Here is a 17,534-nt window from a genome sequence, read left to right as displayed (position 1 = left end):
GAACCGGGCCTACTCGAGGACCTCGGGCTCGGCGTCCGGCCGGGGACCGGCTTCGGCCAGCGTCTGGCTGATCCGGCGCAGCTGGCGCAGTTCGGCCGGGCCGAGCCGCTCGGCGAAATGCCTGGCCACGCCGTTCACGTACAGCCGCGATGCGCGCCGCAGGGCGTCCAACCCGCGCTCGGTGAGCGTCGCCGCCACGCCCCGGCCGTCCTCCCGTACCCGGCAGCGCCCGACCAGCCCGAGACGCTCCAGCCGGTCGATCAGCCTGGTCACCCCGGAGCGGGACAGCAGCACCGCCCCGGCCAGCTCGGTCATGCGCAGCCGGCGGCCCGGCGCCTCGGCGAGCTGCGCCAGCACGTCGTAGGCGGCCAGCGAAAGGCCGTGCTCGGCGATCAGCTCGGCCTCCAGGGCGCGGGTCACCGTGGCATGGCCGCGTAGGTAGCTGCGCCACGCGGAGAGCTCTCCCGACTCGACGGTGGGCGCCACCGGGTCAGGCTCCGCACCAGCGGACGCGTCCACAGGATCGCTTTCGATTGCCGCGACGGCCGCCATGAGATCAGATATTACAACCCGTCGCCGAATTTTCGTAGCGCCACCAGGCGGCGCCCGCCATGCACCCGCACGTACCATGGCCTGGATGACCACGACATCGCACACCGCCATCAGCGAGGACGCCGTCCGCGCCGCGCTGGCGCGCGTCGAGGACCCGGAGATCCATCGGCCGATCACCGAGCTCGGCATGGTCAAACAGGTAGCCATCGGCGCCGACGGCACGGTCGACGTGGCCGTGTACCTCACCGTGGCCGGCTGCCCGATGCGAGAAACGATCACCTCCCGGGTGCGCGCGGCCGTCTCCGAGGTGCCGGGCGTGCGCGAGGTGCGGGTCGAGCTAGATGTCATGAGCGACGAACAGCGCACCGAGCTGCGCCGTTCGCTGCGCGGCGACTCCAAGGAGCCGGTCATCCCGTTCGCCCAGCCGGGCTCGCTGACCAGGGTCTACTGCGTCGCGTCCGGCAAGGGCGGGGTGGGCAAGTCCTCGGTCACGGTGAACCTGGCGGCGGCGATGGCCGCGCGCGGGCTCTCGGTCGGCGTGCTGGACGCCGACATCTACGGGCACTCCGTGCCGCGCATGCTGGGCGCGAACACCCGCCCGACCAAGGTGGACGACATGATCATGCCGCCGCAGGCGCATGACGTGAAGGTCATCTCCATCGGCATGTTCACCCAGGGCAACGCCGCCGTCACCTGGCGTGGCCCGATGTTGCACCGGGCACTGCAGCAGTTCCTGGCCGACGTGTTCTGGGGCGACCTGGACGTGCTGCTGCTGGACCTCCCGCCGGGCACCGGTGACGTGGCCATCTCCTGCGCGCAGCTGATCCCGAACGCGGAGATCCTGGTGGTCACCACGCCGCAGCAGGCCGCCGCCGAGGTGGCCGAGCGGGCCGGCTCGATCGCCCTGCAGACCCACCAGCGCCTGGTCGGTGTGGTGGAGAACATGTCCTGGCTGGTCACCCCGGACGGCGGCCGGATGGAGGTGTTCGGCACCGGCGGCGGGCAGCAGGTCTCCGACTCGCTGTCCCAGGCGCTGGGCGCCCCGGTGCCGCTGCTCGGCCAGATCCCGCTGGACCCGAAGCTGCGCGAGGCCGGCGACGCGGGCAACCCGCTGGTGCTTTCCGCCCCGGAGACCGACGCGGCGAAGGCGCTCTCCGGCGTGGCCGACCGGCTCACCAGCCGGGCGCGGGGCCTGGCCGGGATGAGCCTGGGGATCACTCCGACTCGGAAGTAGCGGGGCTCAGGCGGTCGCCGCCGCCGGTGCCGCGTCGATCACCACGTCCCTGGTCTCCCGCAGGGCCAGCACGCACAGCGTGCTGAGCAGCCCGAGCAGCGCCAGGTAGGCCCCGACCCCGATTCCGCCGTAGGCGGCGGTCAGCGGCGCGGCGATGGCCAGTGGCAGCGCGCCACCGAGGATGCCGGCCAGGTTGTAGCCCATGCCGGCCCCGGTATAGCGATAGCGCGTCTGGAACAGCTCGGGCAGGTAGGCGGCGGCCGGGCCGTACGGGATCCCCACCACCACCAGCAGCAACGTGATCCCGAGGAAGAACGACGCCGCGTTGCCCGGCTGCATGATCAGGAACGCCAACGGGCCGACGACCACGGCCGCCAGGTTGCCCGCCACGACCAGGCGTCGCCGGCCGAGCCGGTCGGACAGCGTCGCCGAGACCACGCAGGCCAGCGCGAATCCGGCCGCGCCGACGATCCCGCCGACCAGCACGGTGGGCCGCGACAGCCCGAGCACCCCGACGCCCTTCGCCTGCCCGGCGTAGCTGGTCAGGTACACGGTGCTGATGTAGAAGAAGCCGAACACCATGGTCAGCGTGCCGCCGGCGAGCAGCACCTCGCGCCACTGGTGGCGGAACACGTCCTTGAACGGCAGCTTCACCGGCTCCCTGCGGGCCAGCGCCTGGGCGAACACCGGCGTCTCGGTGATCTTCAACCGGATGTAGAGGCCGATTCCGACCAACACGATGCTGAGCAGGAACGGCAGCCGCCAGCCCCAGGCGGCGAAACTGGCCGGGCTCATGGTCAGCGCGGTGACCAGGAACGTCGCGCTGGAGAGGCCGAACGCGATGGACGGTCCGAGCTGCGGGAACATGCTGTACCGGCCGCGCTGGCCGGCCGGGGCGAACTCGGTGGTCAGCAGCGCCGCGCCGGCCCACTCGCCACCCACCGCGACACCCTGCAGCGCGCGCAGCACCACCAGGATCAGCGGCGCCGCCGGACCGATCGACTCGGCGGTCGGTATCAGCCCGATGGCGAAGGTCGAGATGCCCATCAGCAGCAACGTGTAGATCAGCGTGCGTTTGCGGCCGAGGCGGTCACCGAGGTGCCCGAACACGATCGAGCCCAGCGGCCGGAAGAAGAACGCCACGCCGAACGTGGCGAACGCGGCGACCGTGCCGGCGGCCGGGCCGAGCGTGGGGAAGAACACCGGCCCGAACACCAGCGCCGCCGCGGTGCCGTAGATGAAGAAGTCGTAGAACTCGATCGTGGTCCCGGCGAAGGATGCCCCGGCGATCCTGCTCATCGGGACGGACGGGGCTGCCGGCGTCGCGTTGCTCGGTGCTGGCTCGGTCATGGTCTCTCCCGGGCGAGTCGGTGCGCGGACGCTACCGCCGAGAGTGAAGCAGGACACACTCTTTCGGGTGATCGAAACCAAGCTGATACTGATTTAGTGCGGTTCAGAGGTAGCCGGGACCCTTCGCCGCACCAGTAGGTAGGCGATCAGCACCACCGCGACGCTGATCAGGGTCAGCCACAACTGGCTGCGTGCGCTCTCCACGAACGCCATGGAGGCCACCACGAACAGCGTGCCGGCCAGGGTCAGCCAGCTCAGCCAGGGGTAGCCCCACATGCGCAGGGTGAGCGCCTCCGGGTTGTCCCGCTCCAGCCGCCGCCGCATGCGCAGCTGCGAGCCGGCGATGATGGCGTAGACGAACAGCGCGACCGCGCCGGAGGAGTTCATGATGAAGTCGAAGATCTGCTTGGGCGCGACGTAGTTCATGATCACGGCGACGTACCCGCCGGCGGCGGACAGCAGGATCGCCTTCCACGGCACGCCCCGCCGATTGGTGTCCCGGACCCAGCCCGGTGCCCAACCGTGCCGGTTCAGCGCGAACAGCATCCGCGACGCGGTGTACAGGCCCGAGTTGAGCACGGACAGCACCGCGGTGAGCACCACCAGGTTCACGATCGTCTCGGCCGCCGGGAGCCCGAAGCGGGTGAACGCGGCGGCGAACGGGCTGGTCGTACCGTCGTGCGGCACGTCGCGCCAGGGCGTGATCATCACCAGCAGGGCGATCGAGCCCACGTAGAACAGCACCACCCGCCAGGCGACCGTGGCGGTGGCCTTGCGGATGGCCTTGCCCGGCTCCTGGGACTCCGCCGCGGCGATGGTGACGATCTCGGCGCCGAAGTAGGAGAAGATCACGATCACCACGCCCTGGATGACGGTGGCCCAGCCGTGAGCCAGGAAGCCGTCCTGCGCGATGTTGGGCACGGAGAAGGTCGCCCCCGGCCACAGGCCGAGCGCGAACAGCGTGCCGATCACCAGGAACACCGTGATCGTGGCCACCTTCACCGAGGCCAGCCAGAACTCCGTCTCGCCGAAGGAGCGCACGGAGACCAGGTTGGTGATGGTCAGCAGCAACATGAGCACCAGGGACATCGCCCACGCGGGGATGGCCGGGAACCAGTGGCTGAGGATCTTCGGCCCGGCCACCGCCTCGAACGCGACCACGCCGACCCAGAAGTACCAGTACAGCCAGCCGACGGTGAAGCCCGCCCAGCCGCCCAGCGACTCGCGCGCGTACTCCATGAACGAGCCCAGCTTCGGCGAGGCGTTCGCCATCTCGCCGAGCATGCGCATCACCAGCACCACGAGCAGCCCGCCCAGCGCATAGGACAGCACCGCCGCCGGCCCCACGGTATTGATCACCGAACCGCTGCCGATGAACAGGCTCGCGCCGATGATCCCGCCCAGCGCGATCATGCGCACATGCCGCTGCCGAAGGCCCTGACTCAGCCCCTGCGCGGTCGCCGTGTCCGCCGACCCGGCGCCCTCCCCCTCGACGTGTCGCCCCTCGGTACTCATCCGACTAAGCTGCCACTCAATTCGTGATTAGGCAACCCGTAAGGGTGAATCGAGTTCCCCGAAATCTCCGCGGCCGGGCGGCAAATCGCGTTGGACGGATTGACCGGAAACATAGTCACCGGTGTCATGCTCGCCATTTTCGCGACCGCACTCTCTATAGCATTGATGATGGTTATCAGGGCGGCCAAACGGAACAACCAACGGAACAAGCAGCCGGTCGAGGTCGGCTTCTTTGGCGTACCGGCCGGAATTTGGCCAGGCGCGACGTTTGTGGCGCTGGTCGGCCTGACGCGGCATTCCGCAACGACCGACGGCGGAACCGCCCACCCGGTTTCGATCCGTCGCGTGGGCGGCCCTGCCTGCTCGGGCGGCGCCGGTGGTCAGCCGGTCGCGGCCGCGAGCGCGTCCGCCCAGAGGGCGATGCCGTCGTCGATCTGGGCGGAGTTGACCACCAGCGGCGGGATCATCCGCACCACGTTGCCGGTCGCGCCGCAGGTCAGCAGGAGCAGGCCACGCTCGGCGGCGGCGGCGTGCGCCCGGGCGGCGGCCGTCGGGTCCGGGTCACCGGCCGGCGTGACGAACTCGTTGCCGACCATCAGGCCGAGGCCGCGCACGTCGCCGATACCCGGGTGGTCGGCGGCCACCTTGCGCAGGCCCTCCAGCAGGCGGGTGCCCTGCTCGGCCGCGTTCTGCACCAGGTTCTCCTCGCGGACCACGTCCAGCGTGGCGGCGGCGGCCGCGCAGGCCACCGCGTTGCCGCCGTAGGTGCCGCCCTGCGAGCCCGGCCACGCCTTGGACATGATGTCGGTCGGCGCGGCGATCGCGGAGATCGGGAAGCCGGAGGCGATGCCCTTGGCGATCACCATGATGTCCGGGGTGACGGTGGTGTGCTGGTGGCCCCAGAACCGGCCGGTGCGACCGACTCCGGTCTGCACCTCGTCGGCGATCAGCAGGATGCCGTGCCGGTCGGCGCGCTCGCGCAGCCCGGCCAGGAACTCCGGCGGGGTGGGCACGTAGCCGCCCTCGCCCAGCACCGGCTCGACGATGAACGCCGCCTGGTCCGCCGCCGGAGCGGCGGTGATGAGCAGGTAGTCGAGCTCACGCAGTGCAAATTCAACGGCCTGCGGCACCGACCAGCCGTAGCGGAACGCGTACGGGAACGGCGCCACGGAGACCCCCGGCATCAGCGGGCCGAGGCCGGCGCGGATCTTGCCGCCGGACGTGGTCAGCGCGGCCGCGCCCATGCTGCGGCCGTGGAAACCGCCGGAGAACGAGATGACCCCCGGCCGGCCGGTGGCGTGCCGGGCCAGGCGGACCGACGCCTCGACCGCCTCGCTGCCGGAGTTCATGTAGAAGACGCTGTCCAGGCGCGGCGGGAGCACCTCGCCCAGCTTGTCGGTGAGCGTGAGCAGCGGCTGGTGCATGATCGTCGTGTACTGGCCGTGGATCAGCGTGCCGACCTGGCGCTGCGCGGCCTCGACCACCTTCGGGTGGCAGTGCCCGGTGCTGACCACGCCGATGCCGGCGGTGAAGTCAAGGTACCGCCGATCGTCGGCGTCATAGAGGTACACGCCCTCGCCCCGTGTCGCCCGAACCGGGGTGGCCTGCTTGAGCACCGGGGACAACCGCGCCATCACGCACTCCATTTCTCACTCTTGTCTGATTGTCGACAATCCCATTGGACCACCCGCCCACCCGTCCTGTCCACCCCCTCCCCACCCCACATCGCGAGCCCCCTTGCCCATATCGCTAGCCCCACCAGCCCATATCGCGGGTTCCACCAGCCCGTGTCGCGGGTCTCGCCGGCCCGTGTCGCGGGTTTCGCCGGCCCGTGTCGCTCGGTGTCGCCGGCTCCGCTTCCTCGCATGACCCGACCAGTGATGTCGATCAAACGGCTCGGCGCGGAAGCGGGCGAGCCTCCGGCGCAGCACGTCCACGGCACGAGATCTCGAGAACCGACCGAATCCGCGAGACAAGCAGGCGAAACCCGCGACATGGGCTGGTGGAACCCGCGATATGGGCTGGTGGGGCTTGCGATATGGGTTAGCCGGCTATGGGGGCGGCGGGGGATGAGGCGGGGGTGCCGACTATGCGGTCCACGGCGGAGGTCATGTGGTCTTCCAGGACGGCCAGCAGGTGCGCCGGGTCGCCGGCGAGCAGCGCGTCACGCAGCAGGCGGTGCTCGGCCACCAGCTCGTCCGGCGGCGGCGCGGTGTCCTGCAGCGCGGTCAGGCACATCCGGGTCTCGACCAGCAGGCCGTCCGCGATGCGCTTCAGCCGGGGGCTGCCGGACGCGGCCACCAGCGTGGAGTGGAACGCCTGGTCGGCGTCGGCCAGCGCGACCGGGTCGCCGACCCGCGCGGCCTCCTCCATCACCCGCAGCACGTCGGTGAGCAGCCCGGCGGCCGCCGCGGAGCCGCCCTCGGCCAGGATCAGCCGGCCGGCGGCGCCCTCCACGGCGAGCCGCACGGAGTAGACGTCCCGCACGTCGGCGCCGTCCAGGTCGCGGACGAAGATGCCGCGGTGCCGCTCGCTGCGCAGCAGCCCCTCGGCCACCAGGCGCTGCATGGCCTCCCGCAGCGGACCCCGGCTGACGCCGAGCTGGCCGGCCAGTTCCACCTCACCCAGCTGCGCGCCGGGCGGCAGCGTGCCGCGCATGATGGCGGACCGCAGCTGGTCGGCGACCAGGGCGGGGGTGGATTTCCGGTCCACCGGTTCCAGCTCGACGCTGCCCGGGATCATGGTTTATTTCTCCTGAGAGGGCGGGGTGCGCAGTAGCGTACCGAGGCCGTTCCTCGGGGTACGGTCGCCGGCCAGGCGCAAGCCCTGCCAGATGCTGACCTGGTTCGCGGTGAGCACCGGCTTGCCCAGGCGCCGCTCCAGGTCGTCCAGCCAGCCCATGGTGTGCAGCGCGGTGTCCGGCAGCAGCACCGCCTCGGCGTCCGGGTGGTCGCCGGCCTCGGCGACCTCGAGCACCCGGTCCCGCTCGAGCGTGCCGACCTCGGCGGCGGTGATGATGCCGAGCGTGGACAGCCGCACCACCTCCACCCCCTCGCTGGCCAGGAACGCGACGAACCGCTCGGCCACGTCGTCCGGGTAGGTGGCGGCCACGGCCACCCGGGTGACGCCCAGCCGGGCGCAGGCGTCGGTGAACGCGAAGGACGTGCTGGACGCGGGCACGCCGGCGGCCTCGCCGAGCGCGCGGACCTGGGCCTCGGCACCGTCCCGGCCGAACACGAAGCTGCCCGAGGTGCAGGCCCAGATCACCGCGTCACACTGCTCCTTGAGCTCCCGGGCGCCGGCCGCGAGCACGTCGTCGGAGCCGATATCGAGCAGCGCGTCCACCCGGTGCGCGTCCTCCCGCATCTCGGTGTGGGTGACCAGCAGGCGGGGCGCGTCGGCGCCCAGCAGGGCCTGCGCCGTCGGGTAGTCGTCCTCGGCGCTGTAACCGGGGTACAGGAATCCGATGCTTTGCATGATTGTCAACAATCCTAACGTGTTAAGCCGCGCACGGCGAGGGTCAAGAGAAAGTCAAGCCGCCGGAGCCTCACCGGTGTTCAGCAGCGACTGGCCGGCGCCGATGCCGCCCAGGCCCATCGCCCGCAGGGCGGACCACATCGTCACCTGGTTCGCGGTGAGCACCGGTTTGCCGAGGGCTTTCTCCAGGGGCTCGATGACGTCGTAGGTGGGCAGGTTGGTGCAGCTGATGAAGAGTGCGTCGGCGTCCGGCACGTCCACCGAGCGGACGATGTCCACCACGGTCTGGTACGGCACCCGCCAGATGTGGCCGAGCAGGCCGAGGCCACTGCTGGCCACGGTCCGCACCCCGTTCTCCGCCAGGTAGGCCACCAGCAGTGAGGTGATCTCGTCCACGTAGGGCGTGGCGATGGCCAGCTTGCGCACGCCGAGCAGCTCCAGCGCCTCGATCAGCGCGCCGGAGGTCGTGCACGCGGCCGGCGCCCCGGCGTCCACCATGGTCCGGACCAGCAGCTTCTCCCCGAGAATGCCGCCGACGAAGGAGCCGGACGTGCACGCGTAGACGACCACGTCCGGCTCCGGGGTGAGCACATCCATGGTGGCCCGCCGGACCACCGACCGCTCGCTCACCGCCGAGGCCATCTCCACGGTGACCGGGGTGGTGAAGAACGGCATGCGGGTCAGGTACAGCGACACGTTGTCGGGTACCCAACGCCACAGCTCGCGGTCCAGCGCAAAGTCGAACGGCGCAACCACGCCGATCCCGCGATGGTCGTTGTCGGCATCGGCCAGACCACCGGTGAAGCCGACGGACAGCTCGGTGGGCATGTGCGTGCGTGCCCTAGGCCTCGGAGTGCCGTTCGTAAACCAGTCGTTCGCCCACGCTGCCCGAGCGCCACACGTCGTGGCAGGCCTGAGCCATCTGCTCGAGGCCCTCGGTGATGGTGGCGTACACGTTGCCCGGGACCCAGCCGACGTCCCCGTTCAGCAACAGGTTGTTCCGGCCGTAGAAGATCGCCAGGTCGACCACGCCGGGCAGGTGTTCGACGCCCTGGTCCTTCTTGAACTCCTCGTCCAGCATGCCGCCGGGGAACGAGAAGTAGACCACGTCACCGGGGATCGGGGTGACCGTCGGGTTCTCCATGCCGACTTCTTCCTCGGCGAACCGGGGAACCATCGTGTACACCTCGTTGCGCGCGTACTTCGCATGCTGGGCGTCACCGCCCCGCGGCAGTGCGGCCCAGACCGCGGCGCAGGTACGCGGCGCCTGCTTCTCCAGCAGTTCGGCGATGCAGGACACCCCGCGCTTGGCGAGTGTGATCTTGATCCGGCGTGCCATGGCTCCCCTCCTCAAACAACAGATGGGGCCAGCAGCAAACCCGCCGCCACCGGCCCTCTCAACTTAGATCTCCGGCCAGCAACGACTGCGGATTGTTGACAATCATACGAGGGGTTCCTAGCGTGTCAATGTCTTGACAGGCCTCGCTCAGGCCATTCCCGGCAGTTTTTACCCAGACGTCACGAGGTAACCCAACGTTGACACTTCTCCCAGCTCAGAGTGCCGATCCGACGGTCGTGGTGTTGCTCGGCGATAACCCCGCCGACCCTCGACCGAGGCTGGATACCCCGGCCAGCGTTCTTTACGCCACACCGGGTGAACTGGCCGGCGCGCTGCCCGGCGCGGACGTGCTGTTCGTGTGGGAGTTCACCGTCGGCGACGCCCTGCACCAGGCGTGGCCGGCCGCCGACGCGCTGCGCTGGGTGCACACGTCCAGCGCCGGGGTGGACCGGCTGACCTTCCCGGAGATGGTCGCCTCCGACGTGGTGCTGACCAACTCGCGCGGGGTGTTCGATGCGCCGATCGCCGAGTACGTGCTGGCCATGGTGCTGGCGTTCGCCAAGGACCTGCCCGGCACGCTGCGCCAGCAGAACGACCGCGAGTGGCGGCACCGGGAGACCGAGACGATCGCCGGCAAGCGGGCGGTGGTGGTCGGCGGCGGCCCGATCGGTGCGGCCACCTCGGCGTTGCTGAACGCCGCCGGCCTGCGCAGCCACCTGGTCGGGCGCACCGCCCGGCCGGGCGTGCACGGCATCGAAGAGCTGGACGGCCTGCTCCCGGACACCGACTACCTGGTGCTCGCCGCACCGCTGACCGAGCAGACCAGGGGCATGGTGAACGCCTCGCTGCTGGCGCGGCTGCCCGCGCGGGCGCGGCTGGTCAACGTCGGCCGGGGACCGCTGGTGGTGGAGTCCGACCTGGTGGAGGCGCTGACCGAGGGCCGGCTGGCCGGCGCGGCGCTGGACGTCTTCGAGCGCGAGCCGCTGCCCGAGGACTCCCCGCTGTGGGCGCTGCCCAACGTGATCGTCTCGCCGCACATGTCCGGGGACGCGATCGGCTGGCGGGACTCGCTGGCCGAGCTGTTCACCGAGAACCTGGACCGCTACCGCGCCGGGCAGACCCTGCGCAACGTGGTCGACAAGCACTCCGGATACGTACGTTCCGACACAGCTGAACCCGCCGGGAGCCGAGCATGACCAGCACAGCAGTCTCCACCGCCGATTTCTCCGCGACCGAGCTGCTGGCCGGATACCGCTCCGGCGAACTCTCCCCGGTGCGGGCCACCCAGGACGCGCTGGACCGGATCGAGGCGCTGAACCAGCAGGTAAACGCCTACTGCCTGGTGGACGCGGCCGGCGCGCTGCGGGCCGCGCGGGCGTCCGAGGCGCGCTGGCGGGACGGCCGGCCGGTCGGCCCGCTGGACGGGGTGCCGATCTCCATCAAGGACATCCTGCTCACCAAGGGCTGGCCGACCCTGCGCGGCTCGCTGACCGTCGACGCGACCGGCCCGTGGGAGGTGGACGGCCCGCCGGTGGCCCGGGTTCGCGCCGCCGGCGCCGTGCTGCTGGGCAAGGTGACCACCCCCGAGCTGGCCTGGAAGGGCGTCACCGACTCACCCCGGCACGGCATCACCCGCAACGCCTGGGACCCCTCACTGACCGCCGGCGGCTCCTCGGGCGGCAGCGCGTCGGCGGTGGCGCTGGGCATGGGCGCCGGCAGCCTGGGCACGGACGGCGGCGGTTCGGTGCGCATCCCCGCCTCGTTCAGCGGGATCGTCGCGCACAAGCCCACCTACGGGCTGGTGCCGCACCACCCGGGCAGCCCGTTCGGCACGCTGGCGCACGTCGGCCCGATGACCCGCACCGCGGCCGACGCGGCGCTGCTGCTGGACGTCATCTCCGGCACCGACACCCGGGACCCGTGGGCGCTGCCGCCGGTCACCCGGCCGTGCGTGCCGGCGCTCTCCGGCGCCACCTCCGCGCTGCGCGGGCTGAAGATCGCGGCCAGCCCGACGCTGGGCTACGTGTCGGTGCACCCGGAGGTGGCCGCCGCGTTCGCCGAGGCGGTGCGGGTGTTCGCCGCGCTGGGCGCCGAGGTCACCGAGGAGGACCCCGGGTTCGCCGACCCGGTGGACCCGTTCCACGTGCTGTGGTTCGCCGGCGCGGCCAAGTGCGTGGAGCACCTGGACGACGAGGGACTGGCCAAGCTGGACCCCGGGCTGGCCGAGATCGTCGCGGCCGGCCGCGAGTACTCCGCGATCGACTTCCTCACCGCGATGGCGGTGCGCAACGACATGGGCACGCTGATGGGCGCCTTCCACGAGCGCTACCCGCTGCTGCTGACGCCGACCATGCCGATCCCGGCGTTCGAGGCCGGTGTGGAGGCGCCGGCCGGTTCGGCGTCACCTCGGTGGACCGGCTGGACCCCGTTCACCTACCCGTTCAACATGACCCAGCAACCGGCGGCCAGCGTGAACTGCTGCTTCACCTCGTCAGGGCTGCCGATCGGGCTGCAGATCATCGGTCCCCGGCACGCCGACGCGCAGGTGCTGGCGGCCGCGCACGCCTTCCAGCAGGCCACCGACTGGCACACCCGCCAGCCGACCCTGCTCAGGTGATCTCTTCGACGGCGCTGGTGCCGGCGCCGGGGCGGGACTCCCACTCCCAGGTCTCGTCCATCCGCAGCCGGCCGTCGGCGAGCTGGCTGACCGAGGAGACGCAGTGCCCGCTGGAGGTCTCGCCCCGGGCGTTGAGCTGGGAGTAGCGAAAGTCCAGGCGATCACCGGCGCGGGTACCGACCAGGTACCCGCGCCGGACCGCACCACCCGAGTAGTGCGCCCAGATCTCACCGTCGTTCTCGTGGTAGGCGAACACCGTTCCCTCGCCCACCTCGCCCTCGACCGTGTCGCCCACGGCGGCGAAACTGCGCCCGTCCAGTGAAGGGGTCATAGCCCTCAGCTTGCCTGAGGCTCCAGCAGATCACGGTGCGAAATACGGAAGTCGGCGCGCCGCAGCGTCTCCTCCGGGTCGTCCACCGGCGGGTAGATGACCACTTCGTTGATCATGCGCTTGCGCGCCTTGGCGGTCTCGCCGGTGGACTCCACCGTGCGCTCCCAGCCGGTGCTGAACACCGCGCCGGCCGAGCCCAGGTCCAGGCAGGTCACGTACGGGATCGGGTCGAACGCCTCCAGGTCCACGCCGAGCAGCTCGGCGGCCACGTTGTGCCCGGCCAGCTTGCCCAGCTGCCCGGCGTGCTGGCAGCTCTGGGTCACGAAGTGGCCCTCCTCGGCGCGGGCGGCGGCGGTGTCGCCGGCCGCGTAGACCCCGGGCACGCCAGCCACCCGCAGGTACTCGTCCACGTCCAGCCGGCCCAGCCGGTCGCGCCCGGCGGGGATGTCGGCGGTCAGCGGACTGGCCAGCATGCCGGCCGTCCACACCACGGTGTCGGCGGCCAGGTCGGTGCCGTCGGTCAGGCGCACGCCGTCGGCGCGCACCTCGGTCACGCTCACGCCCACCCGGGGCTCCACGCCCAGGGCGTCCAGGGCCTTGGTGATGTCCGGCCGGGGGCCGGCGCCGAGCTCGGGGCCGACCGCGTCCGCGCGCTCCACCAGCACCACCCGCACCTGGTCCTCGGCACCGTGCGGCCGGGCGATGACCCGCAGCCGGTCCACCAGCTCGGTGGCGATCTCCAACCCGGTGAACCCGGCGCCGACCACCGCGGCGGTGAACCGGCCGGGCGCGTCCGGGCGGGTCGGCAACCGGTGCAGGTGGGCGTCCAGTGCGGCAGCGGCGGGCATGGTGTCCACGTTGTGCAGGTGCTCGGCGCCCGGCAGTTCGGGGCGCACCAGCTGGCTGCCGGTGGCCAGCACCAGCCGGTCGTAGCCGATCGCGGTGGGCCGGCCGTCGCGGCCGACGGCGGTGACCTCCCGGCGCCCGGTGTCCACCCCGGTCACCGTGGCGGCCACCCTGCGCACCCCCAGCGGGCCCAGCACGCGGTCCAGCGACACCCGCATCTTCTCCGGTTCGGCCTGGTAGAGCCGGGGCCGGATGACCATGTCGTCGCCGGCGCTGACCAGCGTCACCGACAGGTCCCGCTCGCTCACCCCGGCGGACTCCCGCAGCCGGACGGCCGCCGCCGCGCTCCACACCCCGGCGAAGCCGCCACCAATAATCAGGACATTAGACATCCAGATTCTCCCTAGTCGTGTGCTTCCGTCGTGTTCATCAGGTTTCAGTCCCGGCCGTGCCAGCGGCGCACCCGCTCGGCCGCGTTCGGCGCGTGCGCGTCGGCGGCGGCGCGGATGTCGGCGATGGTCTGCGCGGCCAGTTCACGGCGCCAGGCCAGCTCGGCCCGGCGCATCGCGCTGTCGATGGCGCACGGTTCGGCGTACTCGCGGGCCGGCGCCGTGGCGCCCGGGCCGCGCCGGCGGATGTCGGCGCACCGGAACGCGCGCTCCGACCCCTCGATCGCGGTCACCACGTCCATCAACGTGATCTTCTCCGGCGGGCGGGCGAGGACGTAACCGCCGCGCGCGCCGGGCGTGGAGGTGAGCAGGCCGGCCCGCACCAGCGCCTGCAGCTGTTTGTTCAGGTACGCCTTGGGCAGGTCGTGGCCGGACGCGAAGCGGGCGGTGGGCACCGGCTGGTCATCCCCCAGCCAGGCCAGGGTGAGCAGGCTGTGCAGCGCCCACTCGACCCCTTCGCTCATCCGCATAATCAGGATGCTAGCAATCCTGGTTATATGATGTCCAGATTAATGCGATGCGCGCATCGGGCCGGGCCACGACGGGAGATCAGGTGGCGTCGGGGTCGATCGGGGGCCGCTCGTTGGGGGCCAGCGCGCGGGATGGGGGTGGCGGGGTCGGGCTGGCGGACTGGGGTTTGGTGGGCTGGTCGTCGAGCAGGGAGCGCATCATGGCCCGCTTGGGATCGCGCAGGCCGCGCAGCTCTTGCAGCGGCTGGCGCAGGTCGTCCAGCGGCTTGCGCAGCTCGTCGAACTCGGGGCCGATCTCGCTGCGCAGCTGGTCACGGGCACCGGTGGCGAAGTCCTTGACCTGGCGGATGGTCTTGCCCAGCCAGGCGGCGGCCTCGGGCAGGCGCTCCGGCCCCAGGATGAAAAGGCCGGCGACGAGCAGCACCAGGATCTCGCCCCAGCCCACGCTGTCGAACACCCCGGCCTCCGCTCGAGTGAATCAGTCGGACCGCAGCGTGGCGGTCACGGTCAGCGGCCGACCCTGCCGGATCAGCTGGATCGGCACCCGTTCGCCGATCCCGTGCTCCTGGATCGCCACGTACAGCTCGTTCGCCGAACGGATCGGTCGGTCGCCGACCTTCACGATCACATCCTGCTCGAGAATACCCGCCTCGCTGCCCGAGCTGCCCGGCCGCACGTTCTTCACCTCAGCACCGTCGATGCTGCCGTCGGTGACCGGCTTGGCCGCGTTGATGCCCAGCTCCGTGTGCTTGACCACGCCGCCCTGGATGAGCTTCTCCGCGATGCTGCGCGCGTAGTCGATCGGGATGGCGAAACCGAGCCCGATCGAACCGCCGCCGTCGGTGCGGATCGCCGTGTTCAGCCCGACCAGTGCGCCGGTGGAGTCCACCAGCGGGCCGCCCGAGTTGCCGGGGTTGATCGCCGCGTCGGTCTGGATGGCGTCGATCACCGCGTTGGTGTCCGAGCCCTCACCGGACAGCCGGACCGCCCGGTTCAGCGCGCTCACGATTCCGTTGGTGACCGTGCTCTCCAGGCCGAGCGGCGAGCCGATGGCGATCACCTCGTCGCCGACCGCGAGCTGCGCCGAGCTGCCCAGCGCGATCACCGTGGGGTTCGGCACGTTCACCTTCACCACGGCGATGTCGGTCTTCGGGTCCCGGCCGACGATCCGGCCGGCCACCCGGGTGCCGTCGTGGAAGACCGCCTCCACCTTGGCCCCGGCCACCCCGGCGGCCGGCGCGACCACGTGGTTGTTGGTCAGGATGTAGCCGCCCGGGTCGATCATCACCCCGGAACCGTTGCCGCCCTGGTCGCCCACCCGGATCTGCAGCGACACCACGGCCGGGAGCACCCGGCCGGCGATGCCGGCCACCGAGCCCGGCGGGCGCTCCTTGCCCGGTTCGGCGGAGGAGAGCGTGGCGCTCGGGTCGGTCAGTGCCGAGGAGCTGTCGCTGATCGCCTTGCCGACCAGCCCGCCGACCGCGCCGACGAGCAGCGCGATCACCCCGAGCACGGCCAGCGCGGTGGGCTTCACCCGGTTGCCGAAAACCAGCTCGCGCACGCTCAGCCGGGCGCCCTCGGGCAGCGTCGGGCGCTGCTTGGGCTCACCGTTCACCGCCGGCGGCCCCAGCCGCACGGAAGCCTCGGGATCCCGCCACGGGTCGCGTGTGCCGCCCTCCCAGAACGGGTCCGGCTCGTCCGAGCGCGGCCCGCCGTCCGGCGGGCGCTGCAGGCCACCGGTGCCCGTCGACCCGCTCTCGGGCCGGCCGAAGGCACTGACCAGGGCGTGGTGCGGCGGCGGGGTCAGCCGGGTGTCGGCCAGCGCGGCGGCCGCACCCTGCTTCGGGACCGGCGCGAACGAGCCGCCGACGCCCGACGGGCGACCGAACCGCTCGGCGCTGTCCGCGTCCACCGAGGGACGGTCCAACGGGCGCGGACCGAGCCGGGGCGGCTCGCCGCCATCCGGCTTTCCGCCGCTCGACTCGGTCTGCGTCTCAGTCATCCAGATCAGCTTGCCCTGTGCCGAGTGAAACCCCTGTCAGGGGACTACTTTCCCGGGCGGAGGATCGCTGCCTCGACCGGGTCCGGCTTGCCGGCCACCGAGGGCAGCCCGACGGCGTTGACCATGGAGCTGTCGTACCGGGGGGCGTGCTCGTGCCGCGCCCACACGGTGGACGCCGGGGTCGTGGGGCCGCCGCCGTTCAGCGAGGCGACCGGCGTGGCGGTGCCCGGGTCGGCGTCGCCCGCGACGGCCAGCGCGCTGAGCGCAAGACCGGACATGGCGGCGCCCGCGCCGAGCAGCACCCGGCGGTCGAAGCCGAACACGGCCCGCCGGTCGACGCGCTCGGGCGCGGCCTTGGACCGGGCGGGGCGAAGCACGGAGACCAGCTCGCCGTCCGGCCCGACTGCCAGGCCGGCGGGCGGTTCGGGCAGCTCGGTCTCCTGCGGGATCGCGCGCAGGCTGGAGAGCAGGGAGGACGGCAGGCTGGGGGCCGCCGAGGCGCGCAACAGCCACCGGGCCTGGGTCTGGGCCACCACCTCGGATGCGCAGTCCGTGCATCGGGCCAGGTGTTCCAATGCCCGTCGGCGTGCGCCCGGCGTCAGCTCCTCGTCGACGTAGGCCACGATGGCGTCGAGGGCGAGGTGGCTACCACCGTTCCCGCCCCACGCCGGCCGCGCCACGTGCCGCGCCCGGAGCTCGGTCATGCACTAACCTCCCACGGCTTGCAGCGACTCCGCTGAGCTTGCCCCGTCGCCGCGCAGCTCCCGGTGCCGTTCCAGCGACGCGCGCAGCGCCGCCCGGCCCCGGTGAATCCTGCTCCGCACGGTGCCTAGCTTTACTCCGAGGGTAGCGCCGATTTCCTCATATGACAGGCCTTCAATGTCACAGAGCACCACGGCCGCCCGGAACTCGGGCGCCAGCTCGTCCAACGCGGCCTGCAGGGCGGGGTCCAGGTGGGTCTCCGAGTAGACCTGCTCGGGCTCCGGCCCGCCGCCGGGGATGCGGTCGCTGTCCTCGGGCAGGCCCTCCATGCGCAGCCGGCCGCGCCGGCGCACCATGTCCAGGAACAGGTTCGTGGTGATGCGGTGCAGCCAGCCCTCGAAGGTGCCCGGCTGATACGAGGCCAGCGAGCGGAACACCCGGATGAACGTCTCCTGGGTGAGGTCCTCCGCGTCGTGGGCGTTGCCGGTCAGCCGGTAGGCCAGCCGGTACACGCGGTCGGCGTGCTCGCGGACGACCTCGTCCCAGCTCGGCGGCGTCCAGCTGGACGCGGCGTCCGGCAACGCGGCGGGAGCGCTGGGCCGGTTGGCAGCCGGAGCGCTGGGTCGGTCGACCATGGCGACGGTTCGCAC

Annotated in this window: 18 protein-coding genes; 3 read left to right on the top strand and 15 right to left on the bottom strand. The window is 71.7% G+C overall.

The features are described from left to right. Window positions 1–9: 9 nt before the first annotated feature. A complete protein-coding gene (locus ABEB12_RS04030; protein ID WP_345702519.1) occupies window positions 10–486 on the bottom strand; it encodes a MarR family winged helix-turn-helix transcriptional regulator in 477 nt (158 codons plus the stop codon). Between the two features lie 151 nt (window positions 487–637). On the opposite strand from ABEB12_RS04030, the gene ABEB12_RS04025 reads away from it, so the two are divergent. Beyond that, window positions 638–1,786 (top strand): P-loop NTPase, encoded by a 1,149-nt coding sequence (locus tag ABEB12_RS04025; protein ID WP_185059006.1) that lies wholly within the window; start codon window positions 638–640, stop codon window positions 1,784–1,786. A gap of 6 nt (window positions 1,787–1,792) precedes the next feature. Here ABEB12_RS04025 and ABEB12_RS04020 read toward each other — a convergent pair whose 3' ends face one another. From ABEB12_RS04020 to ABEB12_RS03990, 7 genes are all read right to left on the bottom strand, one after another. After that, on the bottom strand, window positions 1,793–3,136 hold the full coding sequence (locus ABEB12_RS04020; RefSeq protein WP_221497548.1) for an MFS transporter: 1,344 nt from the start codon (window positions 3,134–3,136) through the stop codon (window positions 1,793–1,795). Between the two features lie 93 nt (window positions 3,137–3,229). Further along, on the bottom strand, window positions 3,230–4,651 hold the full coding sequence (locus ABEB12_RS04015; RefSeq protein ID WP_185059005.1) for an amino acid permease: 1,422 nt from the start codon (window positions 4,649–4,651) through the stop codon (window positions 3,230–3,232). A 380-nt stretch (window positions 4,652–5,031) separates the two neighbouring features. Further along, window positions 5,032–6,285 carry an aminotransferase class III-fold pyridoxal phosphate-dependent enzyme gene (locus tag ABEB12_RS04010; protein WP_185059004.1) on the bottom strand — a complete coding sequence of 418 codons (1,254 nt, stop codon included), beginning with the start codon at window positions 6,283–6,285 and terminating at the stop codon, window positions 5,032–5,034. 409 nt (window positions 6,286–6,694) lie between these two features. Further along, entirely contained in the window at window positions 6,695–7,393 is a 699-nt protein-coding gene (locus tag ABEB12_RS04005; protein WP_185059003.1) for an FCD domain-containing protein, read from the bottom strand. 3 nt (window positions 7,394–7,396) lie between these two features. Next, window positions 7,397–8,128, bottom strand: a complete 732-nt coding sequence (locus ABEB12_RS04000) for an aspartate racemase/maleate isomerase family protein (RefSeq protein WP_185059002.1) — start codon at window positions 8,126–8,128, stop codon at window positions 7,397–7,399. Window positions 8,129–8,182: 54 nt separating this feature from the next. Continuing rightward, window positions 8,183–8,956 carry an aspartate racemase/maleate isomerase family protein gene (locus ABEB12_RS03995; protein WP_185059001.1) on the bottom strand — a complete coding sequence of 258 codons (774 nt, stop codon included), beginning with the start codon at window positions 8,954–8,956 and terminating at the stop codon, window positions 8,183–8,185. A gap of 13 nt (window positions 8,957–8,969) precedes the next feature. Then, window positions 8,970–9,467: a DUF3830 family protein gene (locus tag ABEB12_RS03990; protein WP_185059000.1), complete on the bottom strand. Its 498-nt coding sequence runs from the start codon at window positions 9,465–9,467 to the stop codon at window positions 8,970–8,972. A gap of 242 nt (window positions 9,468–9,709) precedes the next feature. Here ABEB12_RS03990 and ABEB12_RS03985 point away from each other — a divergent pair, with 242 nt between their 5' ends. Both ABEB12_RS03985 and ABEB12_RS03980 read left to right on the top strand, forming a co-directional pair. Continuing rightward, window positions 9,710–10,663 carry a D-2-hydroxyacid dehydrogenase gene (locus ABEB12_RS03985; RefSeq protein WP_345702518.1) on the top strand — a complete coding sequence of 318 codons (954 nt, stop codon included), beginning with the start codon at window positions 9,710–9,712 and terminating at the stop codon, window positions 10,661–10,663. Beyond that, window positions 10,660–12,084, top strand: a complete 1,425-nt coding sequence (locus ABEB12_RS03980) for an amidase (RefSeq protein WP_185058998.1) — start codon at window positions 10,660–10,662, stop codon at window positions 12,082–12,084. Before ABEB12_RS03985 ends, ABEB12_RS03980 begins: the two co-directional genes overlap by 4 nt. Here the strand turns inward: ABEB12_RS03980 and ABEB12_RS03975 are convergent. The 7 genes from ABEB12_RS03975 to sigE form a co-directional block, all read right to left on the bottom strand. Beyond that, window positions 12,077–12,415 carry a hypothetical protein gene (locus ABEB12_RS03975; protein ID WP_185058997.1) on the bottom strand — a complete coding sequence of 113 codons (339 nt, stop codon included), beginning with the start codon at window positions 12,413–12,415 and terminating at the stop codon, window positions 12,077–12,079. The two genes, ABEB12_RS03980 and ABEB12_RS03975, sit on opposite strands and share 8 nt — an antisense overlap. A 5-nt stretch (window positions 12,416–12,420) precedes the next feature. Then, window positions 12,421–13,653, bottom strand: coding sequence for an FAD-dependent oxidoreductase (locus ABEB12_RS03970; RefSeq protein ID WP_185058996.1), 1,233 nt, complete (start codon window positions 13,651–13,653; stop codon window positions 12,421–12,423). Window positions 13,654–13,697: 44 nt separating this feature from the next. Next, window positions 13,698–14,180, bottom strand: a complete 483-nt coding sequence (locus ABEB12_RS03965) for an Rrf2 family transcriptional regulator (protein ID WP_185058995.1) — start codon at window positions 14,178–14,180, stop codon at window positions 13,698–13,700. A gap of 79 nt (window positions 14,181–14,259) precedes the next feature. Beyond that, window positions 14,260–14,637, bottom strand: a complete 378-nt coding sequence (tatB, locus tag ABEB12_RS03960; protein ID WP_185058994.1) for a Sec-independent protein translocase protein TatB — start codon at window positions 14,635–14,637, stop codon at window positions 14,260–14,262. A 21-nt stretch (window positions 14,638–14,658) separates the two neighbouring features. Then, window positions 14,659–16,182 carry a trypsin-like peptidase domain-containing protein gene (locus tag ABEB12_RS03955; RefSeq protein ID WP_185058993.1) on the bottom strand — a complete coding sequence of 508 codons (1,524 nt, stop codon included), beginning with the start codon at window positions 16,180–16,182 and terminating at the stop codon, window positions 14,659–14,661. A 44-nt stretch (window positions 16,183–16,226) separates the two neighbouring features. Beyond that, window positions 16,227–16,886 (bottom strand): zf-HC2 domain-containing protein, encoded by a 660-nt coding sequence (locus tag ABEB12_RS03950; protein WP_185058992.1) that lies wholly within the window; start codon window positions 16,884–16,886, stop codon window positions 16,227–16,229. A gap of 3 nt (window positions 16,887–16,889) precedes the next feature. After that, a complete protein-coding gene (sigE, locus tag ABEB12_RS03945) occupies window positions 16,890–17,519 on the bottom strand; it encodes an RNA polymerase sigma factor SigE (RefSeq protein ID WP_185058991.1) in 630 nt (209 codons plus the stop codon). Window positions 17,520–17,534: the final 15 nt, after the last annotated feature.

The sequence above is a fragment of the Actinospineispora eucalypti genome (assembly GCF_039543365.1).
Classification (GTDB): Bacteria; Actinomycetota; Actinomycetes; order Mycobacteriales; family Pseudonocardiaceae; genus Pseudonocardia; species Pseudonocardia eucalypti.
This window is presented reverse-complemented; position numbering and strand designations above follow the sequence as displayed.

What these genes read in the sequence shown, in the direction of transcription:
- ABEB12_RS04010 (WP_185059004.1), bottom strand. Translation starts at nt 6,285, where the DNA reads ATGGCGCGGTTGTCCCCGGTGCTCAAGCAGGCCACCCCGGTTCGGGCG.
- ABEB12_RS04020 (WP_221497548.1), bottom strand. Translation starts at nt 3,136, where the DNA reads ATGACCGAGCCAGCACCGAGCAACGCGACGCCGGCAGCCCCGTCCGTC.
- ABEB12_RS03990 (WP_185059000.1), bottom strand. Translation starts at nt 9,467, where the DNA reads ATGGCACGCCGGATCAAGATCACACTCGCCAAGCGCGGGGTGTCCTGC.
- ABEB12_RS04015 (WP_185059005.1), bottom strand. Translation starts at nt 4,651, where the DNA reads ATGAGTACCGAGGGGCGACACGTCGAGGGGGAGGGCGCCGGGTCGGCG.
- ABEB12_RS03975 (WP_185058997.1), bottom strand. Translation starts at nt 12,415, where the DNA reads ATGACCCCTTCACTGGACGGGCGCAGTTTCGCCGCCGTGGGCGACACG.
- sigE (WP_185058991.1), bottom strand. Translation starts at nt 17,519, where the DNA reads ATGGTCGACCGACCCAGCGCTCCGGCTGCCAACCGGCCCAGCGCTCCC.
- ABEB12_RS03965 (WP_185058995.1), bottom strand. Translation starts at nt 14,180, where the DNA reads ATGCGGATGAGCGAAGGGGTCGAGTGGGCGCTGCACAGCCTGCTCACC.
- ABEB12_RS04000 (WP_185059002.1), bottom strand. Translation starts at nt 8,128, where the DNA reads ATGCAAAGCATCGGATTCCTGTACCCCGGTTACAGCGCCGAGGACGAC.
- ABEB12_RS04025 (WP_185059006.1), top strand. Translation starts at nt 638, where the DNA reads ATGACCACGACATCGCACACCGCCATCAGCGAGGACGCCGTCCGCGCC.
- ABEB12_RS03970 (WP_185058996.1), bottom strand. Translation starts at nt 13,653, where the DNA reads ATGTCTAATGTCCTGATTATTGGTGGCGGCTTCGCCGGGGTGTGGAGC.
- ABEB12_RS03950 (WP_185058992.1), bottom strand. Translation starts at nt 16,886, where the DNA reads ATGACCGAGCTCCGGGCGCGGCACGTGGCGCGGCCGGCGTGGGGCGGG.
- ABEB12_RS04005 (WP_185059003.1), bottom strand. Translation starts at nt 7,393, where the DNA reads ATGATCCCGGGCAGCGTCGAGCTGGAACCGGTGGACCGGAAATCCACC.
- ABEB12_RS03955 (WP_185058993.1), bottom strand. Translation starts at nt 16,182, where the DNA reads ATGACTGAGACGCAGACCGAGTCGAGCGGCGGAAAGCCGGATGGCGGC.
- ABEB12_RS03980 (WP_185058998.1), top strand. Translation starts at nt 10,660, where the DNA reads ATGACCAGCACAGCAGTCTCCACCGCCGATTTCTCCGCGACCGAGCTG.
- ABEB12_RS03995 (WP_185059001.1), bottom strand. Translation starts at nt 8,956, where the DNA reads ATGCCCACCGAGCTGTCCGTCGGCTTCACCGGTGGTCTGGCCGATGCC.